Source organism: Onishia niordana, from assembly GCF_004798965.1.
In the GTDB taxonomy this organism is placed as follows: Bacteria; Pseudomonadota; Gammaproteobacteria; order Pseudomonadales; family Halomonadaceae; genus Onishia; species Onishia niordana.
The window spans coordinates 209,899-232,392 of the sequence record NZ_SDSD01000004.1; the positions used below are offsets into that span (position 1 = coordinate 209,899).

24 protein-coding genes are annotated in these 22,494 nt (G+C 61.6%); 6 read left to right on the forward strand and 18 right to left on the reverse strand.

The features are described from left to right. Positions 1-77 precede the first annotated feature (77 nt). Entirely contained in the window at positions 78-989 is a 912-nt protein-coding gene (locus ETC27_RS09885; protein WP_136254824.1) for a LysR family transcriptional regulator, read from the forward strand. A gap of 395 nt (positions 990-1,384) precedes the next feature. Beyond that, positions 1,385-2,386 carry a 2-hydroxyacid dehydrogenase gene (locus tag ETC27_RS09890; RefSeq protein WP_276605696.1) on the forward strand — a complete coding sequence of 334 codons (1,002 nt, stop codon included), beginning with the start codon at positions 1,385-1,387 and terminating at the stop codon, positions 2,384-2,386. 72 nt (positions 2,387-2,458) lie between these two features. Here the strand turns inward: ETC27_RS09890 and ETC27_RS09895 are convergent, their stop codons facing one another. Then, on the reverse strand, positions 2,459-3,379 hold the full coding sequence (locus ETC27_RS09895) for an AEC family transporter (protein WP_136254825.1): 921 nt from the start codon (positions 3,377-3,379) through the stop codon (positions 2,459-2,461). A gap of 113 nt (positions 3,380-3,492) precedes the next feature. Between ETC27_RS09895 and ETC27_RS09900 the strand changes: the two genes are divergently transcribed. Beyond that, complete coding sequence (locus ETC27_RS09900) at positions 3,493-4,002, forward strand: hypothetical protein (protein ID WP_136254826.1); 510 nt, start codon at positions 3,493-3,495, stop codon at positions 4,000-4,002. Between the two features lie 208 nt (positions 4,003-4,210). Here ETC27_RS09900 and ETC27_RS09905 read toward each other — a convergent pair whose 3' ends face one another. The 7 genes from ETC27_RS09905 to ETC27_RS09935 form a co-directional block, all read right to left on the reverse strand. Beyond that, the gene (locus tag ETC27_RS09905) at positions 4,211-5,281 is read right to left on the reverse strand and encodes an extracellular catalytic domain type 2 short-chain-length polyhydroxyalkanoate depolymerase (RefSeq protein WP_136254827.1); all 1,071 of its coding nucleotides are present in this window, start codon (positions 5,279-5,281) and stop codon (positions 4,211-4,213) included. A gap of 7 nt (positions 5,282-5,288) precedes the next feature. Next, positions 5,289-5,999, reverse strand: a complete 711-nt coding sequence (bamJ, locus tag ETC27_RS09910) for a BamJ family beta-barrel-assembly machinery protein (protein WP_136254828.1) — start codon at positions 5,997-5,999, stop codon at positions 5,289-5,291. 111 nt (positions 6,000-6,110) lie between these two features. Next, complete coding sequence (locus tag ETC27_RS09915) at positions 6,111-6,551, reverse strand: universal stress protein (RefSeq protein ID WP_136254829.1); 441 nt, start codon at positions 6,549-6,551, stop codon at positions 6,111-6,113. Positions 6,552-6,572: 21 nt separating this feature from the next. Then, the gene (locus tag ETC27_RS09920) at positions 6,573-7,859 is read right to left on the reverse strand and encodes a TRAP transporter large permease (protein WP_136254830.1); all 1,287 of its coding nucleotides are present in this window, start codon (positions 7,857-7,859) and stop codon (positions 6,573-6,575) included. A 27-nt stretch (positions 7,860-7,886) separates the two neighbouring features. Then, positions 7,887-8,462: a TRAP transporter small permease gene (locus tag ETC27_RS09925; RefSeq protein ID WP_136254831.1), complete on the reverse strand. Its 576-nt coding sequence runs from the start codon at positions 8,460-8,462 to the stop codon at positions 7,887-7,889. Positions 8,463-8,627: 165 nt separating this feature from the next. Then, on the reverse strand, positions 8,628-9,644 hold the full coding sequence (locus ETC27_RS09930) for a TRAP transporter substrate-binding protein (protein WP_136254832.1): 1,017 nt from the start codon (positions 9,642-9,644) through the stop codon (positions 8,628-8,630). Positions 9,645-9,749: 105 nt separating this feature from the next. Next, the gene (locus ETC27_RS09935) at positions 9,750-10,325 is read right to left on the reverse strand and encodes a TIGR02444 family protein (RefSeq protein ID WP_136254833.1); all 576 of its coding nucleotides are present in this window, start codon (positions 10,323-10,325) and stop codon (positions 9,750-9,752) included. A 69-nt stretch (positions 10,326-10,394) separates the two neighbouring features. Here ETC27_RS09935 and ETC27_RS09940 point away from each other — a divergent pair, with 69 nt between their 5' ends. After that, positions 10,395-12,353, forward strand: a complete 1,959-nt coding sequence (locus tag ETC27_RS09940; RefSeq protein WP_136254834.1) for an ABC-F family ATP-binding cassette domain-containing protein — start codon at positions 10,395-10,397, stop codon at positions 12,351-12,353. A gap of 46 nt (positions 12,354-12,399) precedes the next feature. After that, positions 12,400-12,663 carry an outer membrane protein assembly factor BamE domain-containing protein gene (gene bamE, locus ETC27_RS09945; RefSeq protein ID WP_136254835.1) on the forward strand — a complete coding sequence of 88 codons (264 nt, stop codon included), beginning with the start codon at positions 12,400-12,402 and terminating at the stop codon, positions 12,661-12,663. A 73-nt stretch (positions 12,664-12,736) separates the two neighbouring features. On the opposite strand, the gene dtd is transcribed toward bamE, so the two are convergent. The 4 genes from dtd to thiD all read right to left on the reverse strand — a co-directional run bounded on the left by dtd (position 12,737) and on the right by thiD (position 15,912). Continuing rightward, positions 12,737-13,174 (reverse strand): D-aminoacyl-tRNA deacylase, encoded by a 438-nt coding sequence (dtd, locus tag ETC27_RS09950; protein ID WP_136254836.1) that lies wholly within the window; start codon positions 13,172-13,174, stop codon positions 12,737-12,739. 54 nt (positions 13,175-13,228) lie between these two features. Then, positions 13,229-13,804, reverse strand: a complete 576-nt coding sequence (locus tag ETC27_RS09955) for a chalcone isomerase family protein (protein ID WP_136254837.1) — start codon at positions 13,802-13,804, stop codon at positions 13,229-13,231. A gap of 169 nt (positions 13,805-13,973) precedes the next feature. Next, entirely contained in the window at positions 13,974-14,819 is an 846-nt protein-coding gene (locus tag ETC27_RS09960) for a universal stress protein (protein WP_136254838.1), read from the reverse strand. Positions 14,820-15,081: 262 nt separating this feature from the next. Then, positions 15,082-15,912, reverse strand: coding sequence for a bifunctional hydroxymethylpyrimidine kinase/phosphomethylpyrimidine kinase (gene thiD, locus ETC27_RS09965; RefSeq protein ID WP_136254839.1), 831 nt, complete (start codon positions 15,910-15,912; stop codon positions 15,082-15,084). Between the two features lie 63 nt (positions 15,913-15,975). On the opposite strand from thiD, the gene ETC27_RS09970 reads away from it, so the two are divergent. Further along, positions 15,976-16,404: a YqaA family protein gene (locus tag ETC27_RS09970; protein WP_136254840.1), complete on the forward strand. Its 429-nt coding sequence runs from the start codon at positions 15,976-15,978 to the stop codon at positions 16,402-16,404. 193 nt (positions 16,405-16,597) lie between these two features. On the opposite strand, the gene ETC27_RS09975 is transcribed toward ETC27_RS09970, so the two are convergent. The 6 genes from ETC27_RS09975 to ETC27_RS10000 form a co-directional block, all read right to left on the reverse strand. Then, positions 16,598-17,704 carry a TRAP transporter substrate-binding protein gene (locus ETC27_RS09975; RefSeq protein WP_136254841.1) on the reverse strand — a complete coding sequence of 369 codons (1,107 nt, stop codon included), beginning with the start codon at positions 17,702-17,704 and terminating at the stop codon, positions 16,598-16,600. Between the two features lie 153 nt (positions 17,705-17,857). Beyond that, positions 17,858-19,261 (reverse strand): TRAP transporter large permease, encoded by a 1,404-nt coding sequence (locus ETC27_RS09980; protein ID WP_136254842.1) that lies wholly within the window; start codon positions 19,259-19,261, stop codon positions 17,858-17,860. After that, positions 19,261-19,815, reverse strand: coding sequence for a TRAP transporter small permease subunit (locus tag ETC27_RS09985; protein ID WP_136254843.1), 555 nt, complete (start codon positions 19,813-19,815; stop codon positions 19,261-19,263). Before ETC27_RS09985 ends, ETC27_RS09980 begins: the two co-directional genes overlap by 1 nt. A gap of 158 nt (positions 19,816-19,973) precedes the next feature. Beyond that, positions 19,974-20,777: an endonuclease/exonuclease/phosphatase family protein gene (locus tag ETC27_RS09990; protein ID WP_136254931.1), complete on the reverse strand. Its 804-nt coding sequence runs from the start codon at positions 20,775-20,777 to the stop codon at positions 19,974-19,976. A 61-nt stretch (positions 20,778-20,838) separates the two neighbouring features. Beyond that, positions 20,839-21,477, reverse strand: a complete 639-nt coding sequence (locus ETC27_RS09995; protein ID WP_136254844.1) for a thiol:disulfide interchange protein DsbA/DsbL — start codon at positions 21,475-21,477, stop codon at positions 20,839-20,841. Between the two features lie 248 nt (positions 21,478-21,725). Further along, entirely contained in the window at positions 21,726-22,340 is a 615-nt protein-coding gene (locus tag ETC27_RS10000; RefSeq protein ID WP_136254845.1) for a c-type cytochrome, read from the reverse strand. Between the last annotated feature and the right edge of the window lie 154 nt (positions 22,341-22,494).

Below are 22,494 nucleotides of genomic sequence, written 5' to 3' on the forward strand. Positions count from 1 at the left end.
TCGGCGAGGATGGCGTGGCTATTCTCATGCGACTAGAGTGTTCAGGGAATCGACAAAAATTGCAGTGAGCCTTCAATATGTCTGAAGTCATGTCCGCCACCCTGGACCTGGAGTCGTTACGCAGTTTCCTGACGGTGGCGCAGCTCGGCACCTTGGCCGCCGCCGCGGAGCAACGCCATCGGACTGTCAGCGCAATTAGCATGCAAATCAAGAGGTTGGAAGAGCGACTGGCGACACGCCTGCTGGTCCGCAGCGCCCGAGGCATGACGCTGACGCCAGCCGGCGAGGCGCTGATGCGAGAGGCACGCGCTCTGCTTGGCCAGCATGATCGTATGCTGGCGCGTTTTACCGGCCGGGGGCTGTCCGGAAAGGTGCGTTTCGGCATGCCGGAAGACTTTGCAAGCGAGCTGGTGGGTCAGATTCTGCCCGAGTTCATGGCCCAGCACCCGGATGTGCTCTTGGAGGCGGTGACCGCCACCAGCGGTGAGTTGGCAAGACGGCTCGAGCGTGGCGAGCTGACCCTGGCGTTGCTTCTCGACAGGCAGCATCGGCTGGAGGGGGGTAAACCGCTATGGCGTACCTCACCGGTATGGGCCGCTGCTCGGGAGTATGCGCTCGACCCGACCCAGCCCCTGCCACTGGGACTGCATCCGGTGGACTGCCCGTATCGGGCGATCGGCATCGAGGCCTTGGAAGCCGAGGATCTCTCCTGGTATGCCGTCTTCACCAGCACCAGCGTTCACGCCCTGGAAACGGCCGTGGAGGCAGGGCTCTCCATCAGTGTGCTCGACCGTGAGCGGCTGACGCCCGGCATGCGTGAACTGGGGCCGGCGGATGGCTTGCCGGCGCTGACCGGTGGCGAGGTACAGTTGCATATTGGCAAGCGCATGTCGGCCGCCTCGAAGCCCGCCGTGGACGCCCTGGCCGAGCTACTGCACGAGCGGCTCTATTCGCGTGGTCTGTGGCGTGAGCGCGGGGCCCCCAGGTGAGATGGCGTTCCACGCGACTCGATGAAGGCGCAACCTGAGTGAAAAGGGGAACTGGATAATGGCGCCCAGGCGAGTGAGAAGGAAGGCTTGACGGAGGACAAGACGATGGCTGCCGAGGCCGGGCACAATGGATCGGTCGTCATGGCGGCAGCCAGACAAAAAAAGCCGCCCGGGAGGGCGGCATAAGACCGTGACTAGCTTGATGAGGAGAAACCATGACAGGGAACCTGACATTCTCTGCATGGTAAGTGGCGCTTGGCGAGCGCCACAATTCAAAGATAACCATTCTCATTTGCATGGTCAATAGAAACGAGAATATTTTTCAACAAGCCTTGGGCCAGGTCTCGCATCCGGGGGCGCCCAATGCTGGCCCAAGGTGTCATCAGGAGGTGTTCGTGACCCGCGTTGCCATGTTCAGTGCACAGCCCTACGATCGGCGCTTCTTTAGCGAAGCAGCCGTCGGCCATGATATCGAGCTTGCGTTTCACGAGGTGACGCTGACGCCTGATAGCGCCGTACTCGCTCATGGCGCCGATGGTGTCTGTGCCTTCGTCAATGATCGTCTGGATGCCGAGGTGCTCGAGGCGTTGGCGTCGCTCGGCGTTCGCTTCATTGCCTTGCGCTGTGCCGGCTTCAACAATGTGGACCTGGTGGCTGCCGAGCGGCTGGGCCTGGCCGTGGCGCGGGTGCCGGCCTATTCCCCCGAGGCGGTGGCGGAGCATGCGCTGGCGCTGCTGCTGACCCTCAACCGTCGCACCCATCGTGCCTTCAATCGGGTCCGCGAGGGTAACTTCATGCTGGAGGGATTGCTTGGCATGACGCTCGCCGGCAAGACGGTAGGCTTGATAGGCACCGGGCGCATTGGCCTTGCCACGGCGCGCATCTTTCAAGGTTTCGGCTGTCGGTTGCTTGGCGAGGACCGCTATCCCAGCGAGGCATTCGAGGCGCTGGATGGCGAGTATGTATCGCGGGAGACACTGCTGGCCGAGAGCGATGTGATCAGCCTGCACTGCCCGCTCAATGACGACACCCGTTATCTGATCAATGAACAGGCGCTGTCGCGTCTCAAGCCCGGGGCGATTCTGATCAACACCTCGCGGGGCGGGCTGATCGATACCCAGGCCGCCATCGCGGCACTCAAGACGCGTCGTCTTGGCGGCCTGGCCATTGATGTGTACGAGCAGGAGACGTCGCTTTTCTTCCGCGATCACTCGAGTGACATCATCGATGACGATATTTTCCAGCGGCTGACCACCTTCCCCAATGTGTTGATCACCGGCCATCAGGGGTTCTTTACCGCCGAGGCACTCAGTGAGATCGCCGAGGTCACGATTGCCAATATCGACGCGCTGGGTCGCGGTGCGCCCTGCGCCAATCAGGTCACGCAGGAAGGGTGACGCCGGAAGATGCGGGCAACGGCGATAGCTTACCTGCGCTGCGTGGGCGGAAAAGAAAAATGCTCGACTGATTTATCCGGCGACGACCCCGCCAAGCCATAGCGGCAGGGTCACCATCGCCAGTAGCGTCTGGGCGGTAATCAGGGCCGCCATCAGTTCGGCATCGCCGCCGAGTTGGCGGGCGAGGATATACGCCGAGGTGGCGGTGGGCAGCGCGGCGAAAAGCAGCGCTACATCGCGACTGATGGGGGGCAGGTCGAGTAGCAGGGCGAGGCCCAGTACCAGCGCCGGCATCAGCGCCAGCTTGATGGCTGTCGCGGCCCAGACCCCGGCCGATAGCCGCATCAACGCCTGAGGGCGCAAGGCAACGCCCACCGCCACTAGGCCCAGTGGCAGGGCAGCCCGTCCCAGCAGGCTGATCGCCGCCTCGCTCCAGCCGGGCAGCCCGATGCCGGTAAGGTTGAGCGTGATACCGGCGAGGCAGGCGAGTATCAGCGGGTTGCGGCCCAGGGCGGCGAAGCTCTTGCCAAGGCTCGAGGGGCCCAGCGTGCCGGCGGCGACGAAGGCGGCCACGCAAAGCACGTTGACCACCGGCACCATCAATGCCACCGCCACGGCGGCGACCGTCGCCCCGGCGCTTCCGTGCAGGGCCGCGGCACCGGCCACACCGACATAGGTATTGAAGCGCAGCGCGCCCTGGAAGGCCGAGGTAAAGGCTGGTCGACTCAGCGCGAGCCAGCCTCTGCTGAGCCACAGCAGTAGCGCGAACACCAGCATCGCGCCCAGCAGGGTCATCGCCAGGCGCACCACCGGCACCGAACCGACCTCGGCGGTGGCGAGCGTCGCCACCAGCATGGCGGGAAACAGCAGGTGATAGATAACCCCTTCCAGGCGCTGCCAGAAGTCACCGCCGGGCCATCGTGCTACACCCAGCAGTGCCCCGGTCAGAATCAGCAGGAAGAGCGGCCCGAGTGCCTGTTCGACGCTACTCATGATGTCTCCTCATCCTTGGGGTTGGCCTGCTAACTTCCTGCTAAAGGCGCTGCCTGTAAATGCTGATAAGCTTACCGTTTTCGTCATGCCTTTGGAGTGCCACTTTCGCTGCCATGAATACGCCACCTCATGCACAGGATGATGATGCGCCGCGCTCTCCCCTGCTCAACCTGTTGATCATGGTTACCCTCGCCACCGTGGTGGTGGCCTGCTGGTATCTGCTGGATTATTACCTGCGAGATAGTCAGGACGACGTGACCTGGTATCCACCGTCGGGTGACTGTGAGCTTCGCGACGAGCCCTGTGAGGCCAGTCTGGGGCTGGGTGCTCAGATGGTCTTCGGTGTCGGTAGCGATCTGTCGCCGACGATGACCCTCCCTCTCACCGTAGCGTTGCAAGGTGTCGAGGCTAATGCGGTCACGGTGGAATTTGTAGGACGCAACATGCCCATGGGGCTGCATCGCTTCCCGCTGAAGAAGGTAGGGCCGGGGACCTTCGTGGGTGAAGGGCAGATTGACCGGTGTTCCGAAGCGGTAATGCCGTGGCGCGCGCAGGTGGTGGTCGAGACTGACAAGGCACGCCGAGGCAGCTGGTTTGATTTCGAAGTCGTCAGGAGGCACTGAAGGCGCGCAGGGCAATACGCTGTCGCTTTTTCATACCGCCTTGGCGAAGGGGGACCAAGGCGGTTATTGGTTGCCCTGCTGTCGGGGCATTTATCGCGCCCATCCTTTGCCTGGCTATCTCAAGGGTTTGTTTCACTGGGCTATTTCACGGGCTATCTCGCAGAGCTATATCGAGAAGCTGTCACACTCGTAGGCCCAATACCCTATGTCATGGAGCATCAGGCTTGCCGACCAGCGCTCGGACCATGTTGACCAATCCCGTCAATTGCTCGCCGGCCCGGCTGTCGTGCTGAGGCTCCAGCTGCCACAGGCTTTCCTCGTAGCCCCACCAGTCCCAGCAGCCCTGGGGATTGGCCAGGCTGGCCGTGACCTGAGGGTAAAGTATCACCAGATCATTGGCTTCGGCCCAGTGGTTCAGGCCCGAGTGGCGAACGAAGGCCTCGTCGATGGCCTCGGCGCTCATGTTGCAGCCGTGCAGGGCGACCACCAGTCCGCACGCATTGCCACTCTCGCAGGCCTTGGGCACATACAGGTAGCCTTGTTCGGCCAGGTCGTCATCGAAGGCTGTCTGGTCGAAGCTCAGTAGGCGCTCTGCTGATGGCGTGGCCGCTGCTGCGCTTACGTCGCTTGCTGCCTCGGCTGGGTTATATAGCCAGCTGACCGCCTCGCCGGCACCATCGACACCACAGTCAAGCAGATGGGGTGAGCCGCCATCGCGGCAGCCGGCAAGTTCAGGCGCTGGCGCGCTTGCCGGGCTGTCGGCATCTACCGGCCAGCCGTGACCGGCCTCGGACTGGCGGACAACCTTCAGCTGAGCCTCGGGTGCTTTGAGCCAGTCGCGGTACTGCGCGGCGAGTCGCGCACCCAGGGCAGGTACCACGGTGTCATCCTCGTCGCCATGCCATAGATAGACACGCTGGTCGGCCAGGGCCGAGGCGCTGCCGACCAGGTTATCGTCGCGATAGTCCGTCAGGCGAGCCCCGAGTGCGGCGCGGTCGGGAAGCCCCTTGCGGATGCTCATGCACTGGCCGAGCGCTCGGCTAAGCTCGCCTTGTGCACAGCCCCAGGGGCCAGCAGCAAACACCGCGAGGCCGCGAAAGAGCTCGGGGTAGGCGACGGCAAGCTGTGTGGCCATATAGCCACCGGAGGAGACGCCCATCACACTGACGGCGCTAGGGTCGAGGGTAAGGTCAGGAAGCGGGGCAGGGGAGTCTTCTGCAGCCAGCGCTGGGCCCGCTAGGCCCAGCGCCAGACCGGCAATGCAATGTGCCGTCTTCATCGCTGCATCAGGAGCCGTCGGCTTGGTCGGCATCTGGGTTGATGTCGAGCAGCTCGACCTTGAAGGTCAGGGTTTCATTGGGACCGATGGGGCCTTGGCCGCTGCTGCCGTAGGCGAGATCAGCCGGGATGTAGACCATCCAGGTGTCGCCCGTGCTCATCATCTTCAGGGCTTCCTGCCACCCCGGGATGACCTGGCCGACCTGGAAGCTTACCGGTTCACCGCGCTTGTAGGAGCTGTCGAAAACGGTGCCATCGAGCAACTTGCCTTCGTAATGCACCTTGACGGTGTCACCTGCGCTCGGCGTAGCGCCGTCACCGGCTTCCATAACCTTGTACTGCAGGCCTGAGTCGGTCGTTTTTACGCCTTCTTTCTCGGCATTGTCGGCAAGGAACTGCTGGCCGGCTTCGAGGTTGTCGCTCGCTTCGGCCTGAGCGGCTTCCTGGCGTTCGGCCATGGCTTGCTGCTGGAACTGTTGCAGCGTCTTTGCCATGGCCTCTTCGCTCATGGCGAGGTCGTCGCCTGCATAGACATCTTCGAGGGCCTGGGTGAAGGACTCGAGATCGAGATCCTCAACGTCTTGCACCAGGCTCTGGCCAAGGGTCACACCCAGGCTGTAGCCAAGCTTGGCTTCGTCGGTCTCGGGGGCAGCCAGAGCATAAGGGGCGCCTGCGGTAAGCAGGGCGCCAAGCGTGGCAGCTTTAACCAATGTCTTCATGAAGGGTCCTTGCAGTCTTTAGAATGAATGCGCAACCCCTCGGACTCTAACAAGCCTGCTCGGGTTCCGCACCCAGTCGAATGCTCATGCAATGGCATTGATGACGCGAGGTCAGACCACCAGGGTCGGACAGCGGGCCTGACTGGCGACCCGCTGAGAGACGCTGCCAAGGAAAGAGGCACTCTTCTCGCCACCGGTGCCCTGTGAGCCGATCACGATCAGGTCGATATGGCGCTTCTTGGCGAAGCGCACGATGGTGCTGGACGGGCGGCCACCCTTGACGAAGGCGCGGACCTCGCCCACACCCATCTCGATAGCGCGTCGCTTGGCATCCGTGGCGATCTCGGAGGCGTACTCCTTGAGCGCATCGTCAGGCAGGTCCAGTTTGGCCGGACGCACCATCGAAAGTGATGCCTCGAGTAGGCTGTGATGCTTGAACACGCAAAGTATATAGAGTTCGGCCCCGGTGAGCTTGGCAAGCTCCACCGCCTTGACCAGCGCCTCTAATGCGCCCCTCGAGCCGTCTACTGGTACCAGAATCTTCTCGAACATGGCGTTATTCCCCCGTCAGGGTCAGTCGGCGAAGGCGATATCGCGCAGGAACAGGGCGATCTGCGGGAACATGATCAGCAAGGCCGCCGCCAGGATCAGGATGAAAATGAACGGGGGCGTCCCCTTGATCACATCCAGATAAGGCCGCTTGAAGATGGCAATGGCCGTAAAGATATCGCAGCCGAAGGGCGGCGTTGCCGATCCTATCGCCACTTGCAGGGTGATCAAGATGCCGACCAGCACCGGATCAAGTCCTGTGCTCTCGATCGCTGGAGCGAAGATCGGCGTCAGTACCAAGATCACCACGATGGGGTCGACGAACATGCAGGCGACGAAGAAGGCCACGCAGATCGCGATCAGTACCCCGGTGGGGCCAGCCTCATTGATGCCGACCGACTCGAGAATCGCCTGAGGAATCTGAGCAAAGGAAATAATCCACGAGAAGCCATTCCCAACCCCGACCAGGATAAACACCACGGCGGTAATCAGGCCGGTGGACTTGGCGATGGTGTAGATGTCGTACATCTTCAGCGAGCGGAAGACCACGAACTCAAGCAGGATGGCATAGAGCACACAGGCGGCAGCCGCTTCGGTAGGACTGAAGATACCACCATAGATGCCGCCGACGATGATCACCGGGAAGCCGAGCGGCCAAAGCGCTTGCTGAACGGCGGTCAGGCGCTCACGCCAGGTGGAGCGTGGCTCGGTGGGAACCCCCTTGATCACCGCGTAAAGCACGCAGTAAAGCGAGAACATCGTAAGAATCATCAGTCCGGGACCGATACCGGCAATGAACAGCTCACCAATCGAGGTGCCGGAGATAACGCCGTAGATGATCATGCCGATGCTTGGCGGGATCAAAAAAGCAATGTCGCTGGCATTGATGATCAGTGCCAGGGTAAAGGAATCCGAGTACCCGGCCTTGAGCATCTTGGGCCGCAGTGGCGAGCCGACCGCGACCACCGTTGCCTGGGTCGACCCTGAGACGGCGCCAAAAAGGGTACAGGATGCAGCGGTACTGACGGCAAGTCCGCCCTTGATATGGCCGATGAAGGACATGACCATCGCGATCAGCCGGTTCGCCGACTGCCCCCGGGTCATGATGTCGGCGGCCAAGATGAACATCGGCACGGCGATCAGCGAGGCCGGACGGATGCCCGCCAGCATTTGCTGGATGAAGGTCTCCATCTGCCCGAAGCCGTTGAACATCATGAAAAAGCCAATGATGGCCGCCGTAATCAGCGGAATCATCATCGGAAAGCCCAGCAACAGCAGGGCTATCATGGTCGATACCATTATTGTTGTCATCGCGCGCTCCTGCGAGTTAGCCCTGGGTCAGACTTCCGTTTCCGTATCTTTGTAACTGTCCACCACCGACGTCGATAGGTAGACATCGCGTGTGCGGAAATTCTTGATGCCGGTCAGGAGGTACTGGATGCCGGTGATCAAAAATCCGATCGGTACCCAGATGTAGATAATGAATATCGGAAAGCCAAGGGCAGGCAGGATGCGCCCCTTGCTGTACAGATCGATAATGTAGAGCACCGAATAATAGAGCAGGAAAAACATCACCAGGGAGGTGAAGAAAGCGATACTGATCATCAGTACCCTGCGCCCGCCTACCGGCAAGGCATCATAGATCGCCGACATGCGGATGTGTCGGCCATGGCGCGCTGCATAGCCGATACCGGCGAAAGTGATCATGATGATTAGGATGCGGTTGATTTCGCCGGAGAAGAAAATACTTTCACCGAACACGAAGCGGCCGACCACGTTGGTCATGGTATTGAGCGCCATCAGCAGGACGCCGAGGGCCAGAATCACGGCCTCGAGCCGGCTGATGGCGGTATCAATGATGCCTAGGACTCCTGGAAGCCCGGAGGTATAGGCTCTTTCTTCCTCGTCGGACATGCGCACACTCCTTTAAGGGTTTCCCTGAATCTAGGCCCCACGTTCTCAGGCTACAAGAAACCCGCTACCCGATAGCGGCTCGATCTCAACGCTGGGTGTACGTTGGGGAGGCAGAAACAAAAAGGAGGCAGCCGTGGCCGCCTCCTTGGCGTGAAATGCGTGCCGTTATTCCTCGGTCACGGCTTTGAGATCGGCATTGAACTGCTCAAGCAGCTCCTTGCCACGATCGCCGGTCATTTCGACGAAGGCTTCTTCGACCTGCGGAGCGCGCTCCTTGAAAGCCGCGATCTCTTCGTCGGTAAGGCGTGTCACGGTCACATCGTCAGACGCTTCTTGAATCTTCGCAAGCGATTCCTCGGCAAGCCCCTGGATGTGCTCAATGGTTGTGTCATAGGCGGCATCGGTGGCATTTTGCACCAGCGTCTGGTCTTCCTCGGAGAGCCCCTCATAGAAGTCCTGATTGGCCATCATGGCGGTGGTAAACCAGCCGTGGCGGGTGAAGATCAGGTTCGGAGAAACCTCATACAGGCCACCAGACTCTATCCAGAAGATCGGATTTTCCTGGCCATTGATCTGGCCGGTCTGCAGGGCTCCGTAGACCTCGCCCCACGGCAACGGCGTCGGCGTGGCGCCGAAGGCGTTGTAGGTCTCGGCGAGCAGCGGGTTGGTCATCACGCGGATTTTCTTGTTGTCGAAGCCTTCCGGCGTGCTGATCGGCTCGTCGGCGGTGACCACCATCTCGCCTTCCGGGTACATCTGCAGTAGCTCGAGGCCCTGTTCGGCGTAGAGCTTGGGGAACATCTCGTTGATGGCCTTGCTCTCGTCGAAGAACTCGAGCACTTCAGCCATGTCAGTCGGCATCAGATAGGGGATGAAGAAGATCTGTGCTTCAGGGATCAGGGAGCCGGTGAAGCCGGGCGACTGGTTAACGAACTGCAAGATGCCGTTCTGGGTCTGCTCCATGATGTCATCGGACTCACCGAGCTCACCGAAACGATAGATTTGCAGGGAGTGGTCGGAATTGGCCTCGATGTAATCCTTGAAGGCCACAGCGAAGACGTCCTGAACATCGCCTTCATATTCTTCGTGGGCATAGCGCCAGTTGTCAGCGAAGGACGCGGTGGACAGCCCCATCATCAGGGCACCCACACTGGCGGTAGTCAGTAGTTTTTGTACCTTCATTATTGTCATCCCCTTAGCCATGTTTGGCATTGGATTGGCCCGTTGGACCGACCGTAGTGTTCTTCCGTAAAACGGCGAATTTAATAAGGTCTTCCTACTTCAACACTAGTCTGACGGGCCAGGGGGGTCAAGACGCGCCTGCAGGATAGACAGGGCTCGAAGGTCGGAAAACGTCGGTGTCGTAAGCCAGGCGCAGAGGCGTCTGGCAAGACCAGGGTCTCGGTCATTTAAAGGACGAATACCCTGCCCGCTGCTGGCCATGGTCTGTAGTTGCCAAAGCGCTTCGCGCTCGGCGAGCAGTTCTGCCTGCTTGATCGTTTCCCGTAGCTCGGCGATGGCCGGGTTGGCGAGTGCTTGCTCCTTGAGCGCCCGGCGCTGGCGCCTCAAGGGAGAAGTGATCTGCTCTTGCCAGGCGCTCACCTCGGCCCATAGCGGATGAGTGGCGTCGGCGAGCGCTTCCTCGGGCGTCAGCCCATGGGTATCGAGCCAGCAGGCCCACAGCAGGGCATTGACGTCCAGGCCCGCGCCATCCTGTAGCTGCAGGCAGGCCGCCTCGATGCCGGGACGAGCGTAGAAGGTCAGCGCGAAGTCCCATAGCGTTAGTTGCCAGGGCGGCGTGGTGTCGTCGTTATCAATTGGGGCCCGCAAGTGGCGGCGCAATTCGGTAGAATCCATGCTCATCGTGTCGTCGCCGCCTGAGGGAGAAACCGGAGGGTGGGACGCGAACTTTTTGCTACTCCGGAGTCAGGCATGATTGCACTGCGTCAACTCAGTCTGCAACGCGGGACCCAGACGCTGGTCGAAGATGCCGACCTGACCCTGCACGACGGCCACAAGGCCGGGATCGTGGGCGCCAACGGCGCTGGCAAGTCGAGTCTGTTCAAGTTGCTGCTCGGCGAGCTGGCCCCCGATAAGGGGCAGCTCGAGATGTCCGGCGGCCAGCGCATCGCCCATATGGATCAGGAAATCGAAGCACTGGATGGCGCCATCGTCGATTACGTGCTCGATGGCGACCAGGAGCTGCGGGCTACCGAGCGCGCCCTGGCTGATGCCCAGGCCAGTGGAAATGTGCATCGCGAGGCCGAGCTGCATGGCGCCATCGAGGCGCTGGACGGTTACAGCGCCCGGGCACGAGCGTCGCAGCTGCTGGTCGGCCTCGGTTTCGATCAGGGCGATCTTGATCGGCCGATGTCGGATTTCTCGGGGGGCTGGCGCATGCGCGTGAACCTGGCGCGCACCCTGTTCATGCCCTCTGATCTGCTGCTGCTCGATGAGCCAACCAACCACCTGGACCTGGATGCGCTGTTGTGGCTTGAGCAGTGGCTTGGCCGCTATCCCGGGACGCTGCTGCTGATTTCTCACGATCGGGACTTCCTGGATGCGGTCTGCGATCACATCGTGCATTTCTATCAGCAGCGGCTGACCCTGTATCGCGGCAATTATTCGACCTTCGAGCGCACGCGTGCCGAAAAGCTTGCCCAACAGCAGGCCGAGGCCGTCAAGCTGCAGGCCCGTCGGGAAGAGATAGAGCGCTTCGTGGCGCGCTTTCGCGCCCAGGCCACCAAGGCCCGTCAGGCCCAGAGCCGCCTTAAGATGCTCGAGCGCATGGGCACGGTGGCGCAGGTGCATGTGGATTCGCCCTTCCACTTCACCTTGCCCTCTGCCGACAAGACCTCACACCCCTTGCTGGTGCTCGATGAGGCGAGGCTCGGCTATCACGGCGAAGATGGCGAGCGGGTACAGCTCGACCACGTCAAGCTGACCTTGTTGCCCGGGCAGCGCATCGGCCTCTTGGGGCCCAATGGCGCCGGCAAGTCGACCCTGATCAAGTCGCTGACCGGGGAACTTGAGGTGCTCGCCGGCAAGCGCGTTGCCGGCGAACACCTCGCCATCGGCTATTTCGCCCAGCATCAGCTCGAGAGCCTGGATGTGGGAGCGACGCCCTTCCTGCACGTACAGCGGCTGTCGCCGACGGCCAGTGACCAGGAGATTCGCAACTTCCTCGGTGGCTTCGGTTTTCGTGGCGATGACATCTTCGCCAAGGTCGGCAGCTTTTCCGGCGGTGAGAAAGCGCGCCTGGCGCTATCGCTGGTGGCCTGGCAGAAGCCCAACCTGCTGCTGCTCGATGAGCCCACCAACCACCTGGATCTCGAGATGCGCGAGGCGCTGACCGAGGCCCTGGCGGGCTTCGAGGGCACGGTGATCATCGTCTCGCACGATCGTCACCTGCTGCGGGCGACCGTCGATGAGTTCTGGCGCGTGGCGGACCATCGCGTAACGCCCTTCGATGGTGATCTCGATGATTACCGGGCCTGGCTCAAGCAGCGACTCGAGGAGGACCGCCGTGAGGCGCGGGTCGAAAAGGCCGAGGAAAGCGCTGCCAGGGCCGTCTCGAGCGGTGTGGTCAAGGATGATCGCAAGACGCAGCGCCGTGCCGCGGCGGAGCTGCGTGAAAAGCTGCGCCCGCTCAAGCGTGAATGTGACAAGGCCGAGAAGGAACTCAACAAGGTCGTTGAGGCCCTCAAGGCGCTCGAGGACGAACTGGCCGATGCCGAGCTCTATACCGACCCGGCGCGCAAGGACGAGCTGGCGAAAAAGCTTGCCCGTCAGGCCGAGCTCACCAGCCAGCAGGAGCGTCTCGAGGAAACCTGGATGGAGGCCGCAGAAGCCATGGAGTTACAGGAACAGGCATTGCTGGCCGATGACTGAGCGAATGCTCGGGGCTTATTGGCGGGCCTCATCCGGAGGGTTTTTCATGGGGTGTTTCAAGACAGGCGGGCTCTTGCTGCTGACGCTGTGGTTTGCCGGCTGCCAGCCCTCAACCTTGACCCTGGATAACTATCAGCGCCTGTCGCCTGGCATGACCCGCGAGGAAGTCGAGGCGGTTATCGGCGAACCGAGCGAGTGTGCCGGGGCGATGATGGTCGACCAGTGTCGCTGGGGAGACGAGGCGCGCTATATCCAGGGGCAGTTTCTCAATGGCAAGGCGGTGGCCTTCCAGTACCAGGGGCTTCGCTAGCGCTGCCGGCGCTGAATGGAGGCGTCGTCAGAGGGAAAGGCTCGAGACACTCGAGCCTAGCGCTCCAGCAGGTTTAGCTCTCCAGCAGAAAGGTCACCGGGCCGTCGTTGATGAGTTCGACCTGCATATCGGCGCCAAACTCTCCGCAGGCGACCTTGGGCCAGCGTGCCTTTGCCGCCTCGACCAGGTAGTGATAGAGGCGCTCGCCTTCGGCGGGGGGGGCGGCGCTTGAGAAACTCGGCCGTAGTCCCTTGCGCGTATCGGCGGCCAGGGTGAACTGGGATACCAGCATCAGCCCGCCTTCGACCTGCTGAAGGTTGAGGTTCATCTTGCCGTCGGCGTCGCCGAAGACACGGTAGTGCAAAAGCTTGTGCAGCAACTTGTCGGCCCGTGCCTCATCGTCATCGCGCTCCACGCCAACCAGCACGGCAAGGCCCTGATCAATGCTGCCTGTCTCGCGGCCGGCCACGCTGACACGGGCCTGGCTGACGCGCTGAATCAAGGCTCTCATGGCGGTTCCCCCTCCTTGCTGAATTTTGAGGGGGCAGCCTAGCATGGCGCCGGTTCAACGCCCCAGCAGGGCATCGCGGAAGTCATCACCGAGTGGCTCATCACCGAGCCAGATGCTGAACAGGGCATTGGCCAATGCCAGGTCATTGGCGTCGAAGAGCGTCTCGTCATTGAGCGCCAGGCGCAGGGTCTCGCCATCCCAACTGAGGGTATAGCGATCGCCCGGGACCACGTCGCGGTACTGACGTCCGAAAGCCTCGACATCTTGGCGAAGCTGCTGATAGGCCTCGTTACCCAGGTTGTCGCGCAGCGTGTCCTCCGTGACTTTTGCGAAGTCCTCGGCCTCGATGGCGTGGAAGTAGTGAAGCTCAAGGCGGCGTGGCACATCTGACTGCGGTGCTGGTTCAGGTGATCCGCTGGCCTGGTAGTAAGCGCCAGCGTAGGCATCCCACATCAGGTAGCGAAACAGGCCGCTGCCGATCAGCCGGTACGACTGCCCCTGTTCCTCGAGTTGGGTGGGGAAGGTAGCGTCTTCGACGACGACCTGTTCCTGGGCGAAGGCGGTGGGTGCCAGGGTCAGCAGCCAGGCGAACAGCGGGGCAAACCGCAACAGCGACAGAAGCGAGCGCATGCGTTTTTCTCCGTAAGTTAAGGTCACCTTACGGACAACGAGGGCGATGGAAAGGTTCGTGGCGGTTATCCTTGGCGGCTATTCCTCGTGTCTATTCCTGGCCGACTATTACTGATGACGATTCCTAATAACTCTAAGTGGCCGGCGGCTTCATGCCTCGCGGCAGGTGTCACCAGGCGCGACAGACCATGACATCGCAATGGGGTTCGGCCAGCAGTTTGTCGCTGAGTTGCCCCCTTGCCTGCCAATCACCGCGGCTTCCCATGGCCAAAAGGTCCGGAGGCTGACGGCGCAGGCGATTCATCAACACCTCCTCCGGGTTGCCCTGTTCGAGTTCCAGCTCCAGCTCAGGCACGTCATCAAGCGTGGCCATCAGGGTTTCGATCTCGGCTTCCAGCTGGCGACGCAGCTGGCGGACACGGGTATCGCGCCACTGTGCATAGCTCGGCGTTGAGCCAAGCTCCCGTTCACCTGGCAGTTCCCAAGCATGTAGCAGTGTCAGGTGGGCGGCGGGAAAGCGCTTGAGCGTCTCGCGCAGGGCGTTGCGACACGTCAGCGAGAAGTCTAAGGGGACCAGGATCTCGCGCCAGGTCTGGGTCGGAGGATGGCTTGCCGAGATCACCGGACAGGGCGCACCACGAAGCACTCGGGCAAGGGTGCTACCGGCAACCAGGTCAGGGTGGCCACGCTTGCGGTGAACGCCCATCACGATCATCTCGACGTCGCGTTCATGAGCCTCGCGAATGATCTCGGCATAGGGGGCACCCGTCACCGTCTGGATCAGGCACTCCGGGGCCGGTAGCGCGTAATCCTCGCGGATGTCAGTGAGCATGTGTTCCATCTCGGCGACGACTGCCTGCTCAAGGTCGTGCAGGACCGCATGCGGCAGATAGGGGTCGAGGACGTGAAGAACATCGAGGCGGGCTCCGGTTTCCCGGGCCAGGCGGATAGCGCGGCCGAAGGCGGCACGATTCTCGGCGGATAAATCACAGGCGAACAACAGGGTGCGAGTCATGGTCTCCCTCCCTTCGTTTCGCGCATCAGGAGCGCGGGCAGGCAGGATTTAGCATGGTGGCAGTTACTTCTGCCTGCAAGGTAGATCATGCTTTCTGATGCCAGTCAGAACGAGGTTTGCGCTCCCATGACCTTTCTCTACAGCGGGTATGTCAGCGCTTACTCAGCCGCTTGCTCAAGCGCTACCCATGTCTCTTGTCGAGCCAGGCCTTTCACCTTTTACGCTTTTCAACGCCTCCCTTTTCTCAGTATCTGCTCATTGGTTACCACCAGGCATGGAAGTGATGGACCGGGCCGCGCCCCTTGCCGATCTGCAGACGCTGGCTGGCTTCTAGTGCGGCATGCAGCCAGCGCTTGGCCTCGCCGATGGCCTCGACGATGGCGGCGTGGGAGGCGCCTTCCGGCAGACGCGACAGCTGGGCGGCGATCGCCGAGGATAGCGCACAGCCGGTGCCGTGCAGGTTGTCGGTCGCCAGTCGTGGCGCCGGTAGCCAGGTGCTATCGGTGGGCGTCGCCAACAAATCCGGGCAGGCGCTACCCACGAGGTGCCCGCCCTTGAGTAGCACATAGGGCGCCTTCAGTGCCTGCAGGCCGGGTAGCATGGCCTCCATGGCATCGGAGTCATTTGGCACTTCGTCGCCGAGCAAAACCGCAGCCTCGGGCAGGTTGGGGGTGATCACATCGGCGAGTGGCACCAGCACCTCTCGCACCGCTCGTATACCCTCGGCATCGACCAGAATATCGCCACTCTTGGCGACCATCACCGGATCGAGCACGATCCAGCGCGGGCGGCGCCGCATCAGGGCATCGCGGATCGTTTCGGCGACATCGCGACTGGCTACCATGCCGATCTTGACGGCATCGATGTGGACGTCGTCGAGCAGGTTATCGAGCTGCACGCGGATGACCTCGGCGGGTACCGGGTGAACGCTTGCTACCCCACGGGTATTCTGGGCGATCACCGCGGTGATGACATTGGTCGCATAGGTGCCGAGGGCCGAGAGTGTCTTGATATCACCCTGCAGGCCGGCGCCTCCCGAGGGGTCGGAGCCGGCGATGGTCAGGGTATGAGGAATGCGGGAGGAGATAGACATCGTGACATCGTCTTGTAGTCAGAAAACGCCGCTAAGCATACGCCAGTCGCGGCGCTTCCGGCCATGCTAAGCCTTTTTCTGGTGGCACTGGCTAGCGCCACCCTGCTGCCGGGAGGCTCCGAGCTGTGGCTGGCGCGGCTGTGGTGCCAGGGCGAGCCGGTAGTGCTGCTGTGGGTCCTGGCCACCGCCGGCAACACGCTGGGGAGTCTAATTAACGTCGCTCTGGGGCGCTACGCTCGCCGCTATCAGCATCGGCGCTGGTTTCCGGCCTCGCCGCGGAGGCTGGCGCGAGCCGAGCGGGGGTATCGACGCTTCGGTGAGGCGAGCTTGTTGTTATCCTGGGTGCCGGTGATCGGTGACCCGCTGACGGTGCTGGCCGGTATCTTCCGCCTGCCCTGGTGGCGGGCCACGCTATGGATACTGATCGCCAAGGGCGGTCGCTACGCGCTGCTCTTGTGGTTGGCTGATGCCTGGCTGGCCCCCGTGTGCTGATCGTCGCGTTGATCACCTATCCGGCGCCGATGATCGGTTGGATCCAGGCCTTGCATGATGGCGATCGGGTAGGGGTAATGGAGAGGGGTAGTGGAGAGAGGGAATGGATAGCAAATCGCGCTCCTGGCCATTAATACACACAAAAAACCGGGCTCGCGTGGCGAGCCCGGTCGTTTGATGCGTCAGTGAAACGTTACTCGGTGGTGTCGCCTTCAGGGTTGCGAGCGTTGTAGTAGGCCTGCTCGGAGATGGCGTGATAGTTCACGACTTTTTCCTGGAAGCTGGTGTAGGAGTCGTAGATCTTCTTGGCCATGTCGCTGGACTCACTCAGCTCCTCGACCACATCGGAAGACAGCTCCTTGGCCCTTGCCAGCACGTCGTCGGGTAGGCGACGCAGCTGGACATCATGCTCGTTGACCAGCGTCTCGAGCGCATCGTTGTTGCGCGCGGTGTACTCGTCGAGCATGTCGGCGTTGACGTCGCGGATCGCGGTCCTGAGGATCGCTTGCAGGTCATCCGGCAGCGAGGCCATGGCTTCCTCGTTGACGATCGCCTCGAACATCACAGTTGGCTCGTGCCAGCCCGGGTAGTAGTAGTACTCGGCGGCCTGGTGGAGCCCGAAGGCCAGGTCATTGTAAGGCCCGATCCACTCGGTGGCATCGATGGCGCCGGACTGCAGCGACGTGAAGATCTCGCCGCCCGGCATGTTGACGATGGCCACGCCCATGCGGTCCATGACCTCGCCGCCAAGGCCTGGCATGCGCATCTTCAGGCCGTCCAGATCGTCGACCGAGTTGATTTCCTTGTTGTACCAGCCGCCCATCTGCACGCCGGAGGCGCCAGCGACCATCACGTCGACGCCGAAGTCATCGTAGAGTTCGTTCCACAGCTCAAGCCCACCGCCGTAATGCAACCAGGCGTTCATTTCCTGGGCGTTCATGCCGAAAGGCACCGCGGCGAAGAATTGTGCCGCCGGCGCCTTGCCTTTCCAGTAGTAGGAGGCAGAGTGGCCAAGCTCGGCAGTGCCTTCCGAGACGGCGTCGAAGACCTCGAAGCCGGGGACCAACTGACCGGCGCCAAAGACGTTGATGGTCAGGCGGCCATTGGACATTTCATCGACCAGCTTCGATAGCCGCTCGGGTCCCTGACCGACGCCGGGGAAATTCTTCGGCCAGGAGGTCACCATCTTCCATTCGAAGGTTTCCTGAGCCTTGGCCGTGTTGTCCACGCCCGAGACCAGAAATAGACCGGAGGCGGCGGTGCTTAGCGCCACGGCGGCGACGAGTGATTTGAGTTTCATGCGACTTCCTCTCTTTATTATGCAGATTGTGGTGCGAGAGGCCCGCCGAGGCGGGCCGGCATGCGAACCGGGCTCTGGCCCGGGCTGGCACCTTGAGGGTGCCGGAAGAACGTTATGCTCTTCTTTATACTCTTCTTATATAGGCAGCATCGTTCAAAATTGCTCGGGTAGCCAGGTGGCAAGCTCAGGGAAGAAGGCCAGGGCCACCAGCATGGCGAGCTGCAGGGCAATGAACGGCATGACCCCGCGGTAGATCGCTGACGTAGGTACCGATTCCGGCGCTACGCCGCGCAGGTAGAAAAGCGCAAAGCCAAAGGGTGGCGTCAGGAACGACGTTTGCAGGTTGATGGCGATCATGATGCCCAGCCAGATCGGGTCGAGGCCCATGGCCAGCAGGATGGGGCCGACGATCGGCACCACCACGAAGGTGATTTCGATGAAGTCGAGGATGAAGCCGAGCAGGAAGATCACCACCATCACCACAAGCGTCGCTCCCACCACGCCGCCGGGCATGCTCTCAAAGACCTCCTGGATCAACTCCTCGCCACCAAAGGCGCGGAACACCAGCGAGAACAGGGCGGCGCCGATCAGGATCAGGAACACCATGGTAGTGACGTGAGCGGTAGAGTGCAGCGCTTCCTTGAGCGTCTTGAAGTCCAGTTGGCGATAGGCGATGGCAAGTACCAGGGCGCCGAAGGCGCCGACCGCCGAGGCCTCGGTGGGCGTGGCGAAGCCGCCGAGAATCGAGCCCAAGACCACGATGATCAGCATGATCGGCGGCACCAGGCCTTTGAGCAGCAGCGTGAACAGACTGCCCTGATGGCCGAGTTCTTCCATCAACTCTTCGCGATCGGCGGGCGGTGCCGCCTCGGGCTTGAGCCAGGCGATGAAGGCAACATAGGCGATGTAGAGCGCCACCAGGATCAGGCCGGGCACCAGCGCCCCCATGAACAGGTCGCCCACCGAGACGGTCTTGGGGCTGAAGATGCCCATGGATAGCTGAGCCTGCTGGTAGGCCGAAGAGAGAACATCCCCCAGCAGTACCAGGGCAATCGAGGGCGGGATGATCTGGCCCAGGGTGCCGGTGGCACAGATGGTACCGGTGGCCAGCGGCATGCTGTAGCCGCGCTTGAGCATGGTCGGCAGCGACAGCAGCCCCATGGTGACCACGGTAGCACCGACGATGCCGGTCGACGCCGCGAGCATCATGCCGACCAGCGTCACCGAAATGCCGAGCCCCCCGCGCAGCGAACCGAACAGCAGCGCCATGGCGTCGAGCAGGGTCTCGGCCACCTTCGACTTCTCGAGCAGCACGCCCATTAGCACGAACAGCGGTACTGCCAAGAGCGTCTGGTTGGTCATGATGCCGTAAAGACGGTTGGGGAAGGCCGACAGGAAACTGGCATCGAAGTGGGCATTGATACCGAGCGCTTCGAGGCCCATGCCGAGGCCGGCGAAGGCAAGTGCGGTGCCGGCCAGCGACAGGGCGACCGGGAAGCCGAACATCAGCACTACGCAGATGACGGCGAACAGGATCAGGGGCATGAATTCCAGCATTACAGCAGTTCCTCAGCGTCGTCATCGTGAGTCGGCGCCATGCGCCCCGTGAAGATCATGGCGTTGCGTACCGCCTCAACCAGCCCCTGCAGGATCATCAGAGCGGCGAACGCCGGGATCAGCGTCTTGAGCAGGAAGACGCCGGGAATCCCCCCGGATTCCGGCGAGCCCTCGAATATCGCCCAGGATTTACCGACATAGCCAAGGCTGGTCAGGATCACGAAAATCATGACCGGCATCAGCAGGAAGAGGGTGCCGAGTAGGTCAACGAGTGCCTTCTTGCGAGCGGTCATGGCGCGATAGAAGATATCGACCCGCACATGGCCGTCATGCTTGAGGGTATACCCCGCTAACAGCATGAAAACGCTGGCATGCATATACATGACCGATTCCTGCATGGGGATGCTGTTGAAGTTGAAGGCGTAGCGCAGCACCACGACCAGAAACTGGATCAGCATCATGATCAGGATGAGCCAGGACAGACTCTTGCCCAGCCATTCTGAGGCCTGGTCGAGCCTTGAGAAGATTCCCGGCAGAGTGGAAGAGGAAGGCATGGGAGTCTCGCTTTGGATGTCCGACAGAGGTCAACGCCATGGGGTGTCCGCGATGGCGCGGTGGGTGGGTGATTGGTTCCACCATCGTCGATAAGTCTACGTGATTTGATCAAGTGCCGTTATGGCAGGGACTTATCCATTGGTCGAAAAGATTGGTCTTACCTATTGGCCAGGGCCGCGTGACAGGCCTCCGGCAGCGTGATGTCGACGGCGATCGGCAGATGGTCGGAGAAAAGTTGATCGAGCACCCGCACCTCATTGGCTTCGAGAGAGGTGGAAAGCAGAATGTGATCGAGTGCACGGCGAGGTTGCCAGGAAGGATAGCTCAATGGCGGCAGTGCTGGCTTTAGGGGCAAGGACGCGCAGAAGCGCGAGTGCGCATACAGCTGTTCAGGGGTGCAGTTCAGATCGCCCATGACCACCACATGGCGCAGTGGGGCGATGATCTCGCTCAGATAGTCCAGCTGGCGAGATCGGGTGCGAAAGCCAAGTGCCAGGTGGGCGACGAACATGTGCAGGGCATCCGGGCCGGTGCCAAAACGCGCATGAATGGCGCCGCGGCCGGGCAGTGTGCCGGGCAGTCGATATTCTTCGAGACGCGTGGGCGTGAGCCGCGACAGCAGGCCATTGCTGTGCTGAGCGACCCGCCCCAGGTTGCGATTGAGCTGCTGATAGTGGTGAGGAAAACCGGCCTGTTTAGCCAGATACTCGAGCTGATTGACCTGGCTTGAGCGGAAACTGCCGCCATCGACCTCCTGCAGGCCCACCAGGTCAAAATTTCTCAATACCTCGCTCATCACCGTCAGACGATCAAGGCGCCGGGGATGAGGCAGCAGGTGCTGCCAGCTACGGGTCAGATAATGATGATACGACGACGTCTGAATGCCGACCTGTAGATTGAAGGTCAGCAGGCGCAGGTGATGGCGGCCGCTATGCGTCTGCAGACCTTCGGTACGGTCCATGGTGTGGCCAGTGGCGCGGCTCATGGTGAGAGGCCTCCGTGCTGTTGCACATTCATGGCACTCATGAGGCGTCGTCGCGTTCCTCGCGGACTTGCTCGATCAATGCCCCGGCGATCTGTGGCATGTTCTCGAGGCTACCGGCACTGGACGGGGTGATCACGTAGCGACCGTCGACGATCAGCGCGGGTACGCCCATCAGTTTCATGGCGCGCATGCGAGCATGGGCCTGGTTGACCTGGCTCTTGACGCCGAAGGAGGTCAGCGCCGCCTCGGCTTCTTGCTCGCTGACGCCGTAGTCGCTGAAGAAGGCCGCGATATCGCCATCATCGGTCAGTTGCTGACCTTCCTGATGGATGGCATCGAAGAAGTCCTCGTGAATATCCTGCTGGATGCCCAGTTGCTCGGCGGCGAAGAAGGCCACGGCGTGGCGGTTCCAGGTGCCGCCCATGGTGGCAGGCATACGCTGGAAGGAGACATCGTCGGGAAGCTCGGCGACCCAGGCGTTGAGCGGGTCCTCGAGGTTGTAGCAGTGCGGGCAGCCGTACCAGAACGCCTCGGTAACCTCGATCTTGCCATCCTCGACGTGGGTCGGAACCGGTTCGTCGAGAACCTTGTAATGTTCACCGGCAACTGGCGGGGCCGCCATGGCCAGGGTGGACATGCCGATGCCAATGAGGGCAACGCTTAGTGTCTTGAACATGCTAAAGACTCTCCTTGATAGGGCTTGTACGGATCGCGGATCCGCCAGAACAGCAATAAAGGTAACAGGAAATGCCGGCAGGGTGAGCCCCAGCCACGTGCTTGGAGTCTTGCCAGGCGCAAGGGTTCCATTAGCGATGCCTCCTGACATGGCGAATCAGCGCCCCATGCCATGGAAATGCCAAGGGCGGCTCTTGGCCGCCCTTGTTCATCTCTACTCTACAAATGCTGCGTCTGGCACTCAGGCGATTAATGCAGGCCCAGTACGTATTGAGAGACCGCCTGCATATCGCGATCGCTCATCTTGGAGGCGATGCTGCGCATGATGGCATTGGGGTCATTGGCACGCTCGCCGGCCGCGAAGGCCTGAAGGGTAGAGACCGTGTAGTCGGTCTTCTGGCCGGACAGGGCGGGATAGACCGCGGTGCCGATGCCTTGGCCGGTGGGGGTGTGGCAGGCGGCGCACGCCGGGATGCCCTTGGCCATGTCGCCGGCGCGGTAGAGTTCCTTGCCGCGAGCGATCACCTCAGGGTCGGCATCGACCTGGCCGAGGTTCGGCGTCATGTTGGCGTAGTAGGCGGCGACGTCGGCGGCATCCTGATCGGAGAAGTTATCGACCTGACCGGCCATCTGGGCCACCATGCGCTCGCCATCGCGGATGTCCATGATCTGCTTGGCCAGATAAGACGCCTGCTGGCCGGCGAGATTGGGGAACATGCCCACCGCACTGATCCCCTCGGCGCCATGACATGCCGCGCAGCTCTGCGCCATTTCTCGCCCTGCGGCAGCGTCACCCTTGAACTCTGCATGGGCGGCGCCGACGACGCTTAGTGTCATTGCCAAACTTGCCAAAAACTTTCTCATCGCGAATCCACTCCGCCTGTACGTTAAGCCTGTCCGTTGTTGACCGATACGTGCCCGGAGGGAACGCTGTAAGAGCGGCCTTTTAATGGGGCGCTGTTCGCGGTCGGTAAGAGCGCGATGGTACACTGCCAACCCTTAGGACGCAGAAATTAGA

Bases quoted from the DNA above. Each gene is read 5' to 3' on its own strand.
- ETC27_RS09885 (WP_136254824.1), top strand. From the start codon at position 78: ATGTCTGAAGTCATGTCCGCCACCCTGGACCTGGAGTCGTTACGCAGT.
- ETC27_RS09895 (WP_136254825.1), bottom strand. From the start codon at position 3,379: ATGAGTAGCGTCGAACAGGCACTCGGGCCGCTCTTCCTGCTGATTCTG.
- ETC27_RS09900 (WP_136254826.1), top strand. From the start codon at position 3,493: ATGAATACGCCACCTCATGCACAGGATGATGATGCGCCGCGCTCTCCC.
- ETC27_RS09905 (WP_136254827.1), bottom strand. From the start codon at position 5,281: ATGAAGACGGCACATTGCATTGCCGGTCTGGCGCTGGGCCTAGCGGGC.
- bamJ (WP_136254828.1), bottom strand. From the start codon at position 5,999: ATGAAGACATTGGTTAAAGCTGCCACGCTTGGCGCCCTGCTTACCGCA.
- ETC27_RS09915 (WP_136254829.1), bottom strand. From the start codon at position 6,551: ATGTTCGAGAAGATTCTGGTACCAGTAGACGGCTCGAGGGGCGCATTA.
- ETC27_RS09920 (WP_136254830.1), bottom strand. From the start codon at position 7,859: ATGACAACAATAATGGTATCGACCATGATAGCCCTGCTGTTGCTGGGC.
- ETC27_RS09925 (WP_136254831.1), bottom strand. From the start codon at position 8,462: ATGTCCGACGAGGAAGAAAGAGCCTATACCTCCGGGCTTCCAGGAGTC.
- ETC27_RS09930 (WP_136254832.1), bottom strand. From the start codon at position 9,644: ATGAAGGTACAAAAACTACTGACTACCGCCAGTGTGGGTGCCCTGATG.
- ETC27_RS09935 (WP_136254833.1), bottom strand. From the start codon at position 10,325: ATGAGCATGGATTCTACCGAATTGCGCCGCCACTTGCGGGCCCCAATT.
- ETC27_RS09940 (WP_136254834.1), top strand. From the start codon at position 10,395: ATGATTGCACTGCGTCAACTCAGTCTGCAACGCGGGACCCAGACGCTG.
- bamE (WP_136254835.1), top strand. From the start codon at position 12,400: ATGGGGTGTTTCAAGACAGGCGGGCTCTTGCTGCTGACGCTGTGGTTT.
- dtd (WP_136254836.1), bottom strand. From the start codon at position 13,174: ATGAGAGCCTTGATTCAGCGCGTCAGCCAGGCCCGTGTCAGCGTGGCC.
- ETC27_RS09955 (WP_136254837.1), bottom strand. From the start codon at position 13,804: ATGCGCTCGCTTCTGTCGCTGTTGCGGTTTGCCCCGCTGTTCGCCTGG.
- ETC27_RS09960 (WP_136254838.1), bottom strand. From the start codon at position 14,819: ATGACTCGCACCCTGTTGTTCGCCTGTGATTTATCCGCCGAGAATCGT.
- thiD (WP_136254839.1), bottom strand. From the start codon at position 15,912: ATGTCTATCTCCTCCCGCATTCCTCATACCCTGACCATCGCCGGCTCC.
- ETC27_RS09970 (WP_136254840.1), top strand. From the start codon at position 15,976: ATGCTAAGCCTTTTTCTGGTGGCACTGGCTAGCGCCACCCTGCTGCCG.
- ETC27_RS09975 (WP_136254841.1), bottom strand. From the start codon at position 17,704: ATGAAACTCAAATCACTCGTCGCCGCCGTGGCGCTAAGCACCGCCGCC.
- ETC27_RS09980 (WP_136254842.1), bottom strand. From the start codon at position 19,261: ATGCTGGAATTCATGCCCCTGATCCTGTTCGCCGTCATCTGCGTAGTG.
- ETC27_RS09985 (WP_136254843.1), bottom strand. From the start codon at position 19,815: ATGCCTTCCTCTTCCACTCTGCCGGGAATCTTCTCAAGGCTCGACCAG.
- ETC27_RS09990 (WP_136254931.1), bottom strand. From the start codon at position 20,777: ATGGACCGTACCGAAGGTCTGCAGACGCATAGCGGCCGCCATCACCTG.
- ETC27_RS09995 (WP_136254844.1), bottom strand. From the start codon at position 21,477: ATGTTCAAGACACTAAGCGTTGCCCTCATTGGCATCGGCATGTCCACC.
- ETC27_RS10000 (WP_136254845.1), bottom strand. From the start codon at position 22,340: ATGAGAAAGTTTTTGGCAAGTTTGGCAATGACACTAAGCGTCGTCGGC.